The sequence below is a fragment of the Ferroplasma sp. Type II genome, from assembly GCF_000496155.1.
This window is the reverse complement of sequence record NZ_KI542743.1, coordinates 19610-24063: the sequence shown is the minus strand read 5'-3', so window position 1 is coordinate 24063 and position 4454 is coordinate 19610. Positions and strand designations below refer to the sequence as shown.

Annotated in this window: 2 protein-coding genes and 2 pseudogenes; 1 reads left to right on the top strand and 3 read right to left on the bottom strand. The window is 37.3% G+C overall.

All coding sequences use genetic code 11. From position 1 onward, the window contains the following. Positions 1 to 763: pseudogene (locus AMDU4_RS09050) on the top strand (aspartate aminotransferase family protein); the annotation flags it as partial. A gap of 63 nt (positions 764 to 826) precedes the next feature. On the opposite strand, the gene AMDU4_RS09045 reads toward AMDU4_RS09050, so the two are convergent. The 3 genes and pseudogenes from AMDU4_RS09045 to AMDU4_RS09035 form a co-directional block, all read right to left on the bottom strand. Further along, positions 827 to 1786 (bottom strand): PLP-dependent cysteine synthase family protein, encoded by a 960-nt coding sequence (locus tag AMDU4_RS09045; protein ID WP_021787676.1) that lies wholly within the window; start codon positions 1784 to 1786, stop codon positions 827 to 829. Positions 1787 to 1870: 84 nt separating this feature from the next. Further along, positions 1871 to 2761: a hypothetical protein gene (locus AMDU4_RS09040; RefSeq protein ID WP_021787675.1), complete on the bottom strand. Its 891-nt coding sequence runs from the start codon at positions 2759 to 2761 to the stop codon at positions 1871 to 1873. A gap of 71 nt (positions 2762 to 2832) precedes the next feature. After that, positions 2833 to 4395: pseudogene (locus tag AMDU4_RS09035) on the bottom strand (DUF2079 domain-containing protein); the annotation flags it as partial. Between the last annotated feature and the right edge of the window lie 59 nt (positions 4396 to 4454).

The following is a 4454-nucleotide window of genomic DNA, read 5'->3' as shown; positions in this document are numbered from 1 at the left end:
ATTTTTGAGCAGACTTGGGAAACAATTGCCAGAATATGATTTTAGATTGCCAGGTGTCTCTTCAATTTCTATTGACCTTCATAAATATGGATTCACACCTAAGGGTTCATCGGTGATTCTGTACAGAAATGCGGAACTCCGGAGACACCAGATCTATGTAAATGCAAGGTGGCCTGGGTATCCTATGTCCAACGCAGGAATACAGGCAACTAAATCTGCAGGTCCGCTTGCAGGCTCATGGGCGGTTATGAACTACCTTGGTTACCGTGGTTATACAGAGCTGGCAGCCAAAACCCTCTCCGCCTATGAAAGGATCTCACAGGGAATAAAAAGTATAGGGTATGAAATCACGGGGAAACCTGATGCCACAATATTCGCATTTCAGGACAATATTAACAGTATATTTCAGACTGGCGTGAAAATGATTGAAAAAGGGTGGTATCCACAGATACAGCCATCTAACATAAAATTAGGGCTTCCATCGACTGTACACCTGAACATTTCCCCAGTTCATGTGGAAGTGGCAGATGAATTTCTTAGTACACTGGAAGGTATACATAAAAATCTTTCTGATGACTCTGCAGCCGGAAAACTTGCTATAGACTCAGCAGACAAAACTGCAGAATACCTTGCCCATATGTTAGAACAGCATCCAGAAAACAAAACACTGTTCTTCCACATGCTGTATCATCTTGATCCCGGAAAAGGTGAGGAAATATTCCGGAAAATGACAGATAGGGATTTTCATGCTTCAATGGAATAATATCCATATCTGAAATTTGACTTCGTTCATGGTTTTCTGACACCCAAAATTTTAGATTTATGTTCAGTCATCGAATTTATAGAGATCAGACGAAAGATATTTCAGTCCAGTGTCAGGAAGAATGGTCACGACTATAGAACCTCTCTTCATTGTGTCATCCAGCTTCATAGCCGCTGCCACATTTGCTCCTCCAGAATATCCGGTAAATAACCCCTCTTTAGCAGCGAGGTACCTTGCAACATTTACTGCCTCATCATCGGTTACGCTAAGATATCCATCTACTAAAGATTCATCCCAGTATGGTGGTTTCACAGCGTGTCCTCCACCCTGAATCTTGTGCCTTGTGGTTATGACAGGTTTTCCAGCCAGAAATTGTGCAGACTCGGGCTCCACAGGATAGCATTTTATATCCTTCCTGAATTTCTTCAGAGCACTGGCTATTCCCACAAATGTTCCTCCTGTGCCAATGTAAGCCACAAAAGCATCTATATTTCCGTCTGTCTGTTTTATTATTTCACTCCCAGTTGTGTATTCATGCACAAGATAATTTACAGGGTTAATATACTGGTTTGGCCTGTAAGCCTGGAGTTTTTCAGTTAGTTCATCAGTTTTTCTCTCCACAGCCTCATTATCCTTCCTTGATACCGTATCCGTGTCTTCACCAGGTTGCTGTGGAACCAGTACCACCTCGGCACCCAGCGCTTTAAGCATCTGTGCCTTTTCCATTGAATTCCCTGCAGACATTACGGTTACAAAATGATATCCCTTAACAGCACAGGCAATCGCTAGACCTGTTCCAGTATTTCCTGAAGTCTTCTCGATAACGGTATCGCCTTTCTTGATTATGCCTTTCCGTTCTGCATCTTCAATCATCCCAATTGCTATTCTGTCCTTAATGCTAAAACTAGGGTTATAATACTCTAGCTTCACATAAATCTCTATGTTACTGCAGCCTGTCCTGTTTAGCCGTACCATCGGTGTGTTGCCAATGGCGCTCAGGATGCTTGCTTTCACATCATCCATATAAATCTATTATTGATGTGATTTTACTATTTAACATATACTTCATTAAAGTCTGTTGACGTTGAATGTCTAAATAGTTGAATATCAAAACTTTAGCAAACCCATATTTTTCAATACAACATATCCAGCTGCAATATCTTCCAGGCCTATGCCCATTGATTTAAATATTGTTTTATTTCCTTTGTATTTGTCCTTGTTAACGATATAATTCTTGAACTCTACAATTTTATTTTTATCCTTTACACCCATTATTTCGGCAGACTCTTTCATTGCCTGTTCCAGATTTTCTACTATTATTATATCTGAATTGTCCAATACATCTGGAGCAGCTTCCCTTCTTATTGGAAAATTGGAACCTGCCAGATTGATATGGTAACTGTCAGAAAGGAGGCTATAGTTGAAAATAGGGCTGTTGCTGTTTGTTATGGTTGTAATCACGTCAGATTCCTTAAGGACGTTCAATAAAGCCGATGATTCTATTCCAAATTTGTCAGCGAATGCTTTTGAATGTGATTGATTTCTGGAATAGACATATGCATGTTTTAAATTGAAAATTTCCTTCATTGCAAGAAACTGGGATTCTGCCTGAAATCCCGATCCTATGAGAGTGAAATTTATGTTTTTCTCCTTAATAATTTCGGATGTTGCCATGGCAGTGAGTGCACCGGTTCTTATCTGGCCAAGTGCATTTGCTTCCAGTATGTAGAGATCTTCGGGTCTTTCCGTATTAAATATTAGTACCACAAAATGTATACCCGATGGTCCGGAATAATAGGTTTTGAGCCCTGCCAGATGCCTGTCAGCGTAAAATCCTGGCATTGTATTGAGTACACTGTTATTTTTCATTATCCGGTCTCTGGGATGGGCATCTGATAGGCCGTTTCCATAGGATATAAATGCATTCCTCAATTCCCCTATGCATTCACCCATTTTTAAATTAGATTTTACATCGCTTTCCGTTATATAGGTTATCATAAGTTTTCTATTGTAAACAATGTTATAAGATTTTTGCAGGCAATTAATAGGATTTTTCTAATTATATGATATTAATATCCTTCCTGATAAATGGACATTTCCTTTATGCCATTAACATTATAAATTCCACTGAAACTATATATCACTCCAGTATACAATTTTGTTGCATTAATGTTAAATGTCAGCTTATTACCGTTAACCCTGTATAATGTTGAATTAATCTGCTCAACAGTTATTTTTCCATTACTCGCAAAAAGCGTAATATTAATCCCAGATGATGGAATTTTATAACTATTATTCAGCAATATGGATATACTGTAATTTCCGGGCAGGAAATATGTGGTATTTCCAGAGTAAATATTTGCACCGGTATTTTCAAGATTCTGAAAATTGGACATAGAGTTATTTGGGACTGGACCGAATAATGTGCCATTCCTTTCTATAAATTGTTTCGTACTGTATGATACGTTAAATGGCTTATATATTATCGGGTTTCCAGAGTAATTAAGTTCAAGTGCTATTATGCCGTATCCCTCTGCAAGAATCCCATAGGAGCCGCTGTTCATATAATCTGAAGCCAGATTGGCAAGTGAAATATTGTAACTATTTTTGATATATGTCTGACTGTCATTGAAATTAGCTATAAGATACTTAAAATGCTGATTTGGTGAGGATATGTTATTATATGGGAATGCCGTTGCGTTCATGTCCTTATAAAAAATAGGAAATATATTATTACCGGTAACCAGAGACGAATTCACATTTATATTTTCTTCTATTGTATATATGATCTTATTCCGGTTTCCTGTATGACCATTGGATTCGTTGATCATATTATGTATTCCTGAGGGCTCTATGGATAATGGAGATATTGGGGATATAATAATAAATGCAACAATTGCAAATGTAGTAATGGCAATCATAGTATTTCTAAGGTTACGGTACGCCCTTTTACTTTTCTTTTCTAAGGAAGGTTTAATTTCCATCATTTTAGATATTCCAAATACACCTGCAATAAACACTATGGGAATAAACATCATGGAATACTGAAAACCCATGAAATAATAGGGAATATATGAGGATGTCATGGCATATACAAGGTATGGAATAGCTGGAAGCAACCCTATGATAAACCGGTAAAATGCAAAGTCAACTGCCATAAATGCAAGGAGAAGGAAAAGAAGTTTTATCTTGTAATTGGACAGAAGATATTTTATGAACATGTAAGGATGAAACAATAGGATTACAAGAAGGCCGAATATGCTTTTGGTTGCAACACCAGACGCACCACTTACAAAAAGGGCAATATTCTGGCTATGGGCGATATCGCCCTTGAGATACCCGGCCACCGTATAATACATTAACATTACAATTAAACCAGCAATGAATAAATATGTGAGATTTTTTATTCTTATATGGTCTTCTTTCATATAATACCGTGAAATTAGGACTTCCATAAGCAATGTCATTGCAGCAATGAATACGAAAGAGGAATGAAGGCTGACTATAAGGGCAAGGAATAATATATTTAATAGAATCCTTTTTTTTAGATAAAAATAAATTGACATAAAATAAAAAAACGGGAGAAAAATCATTAAATGAAAATCAAAATATATAGGGGCTTTCAGTAAGGGGAGAAAGAAGAAATGCTATCGCAACTATGAATGCATAAAGTTGTGGGTTTTTCGCACTT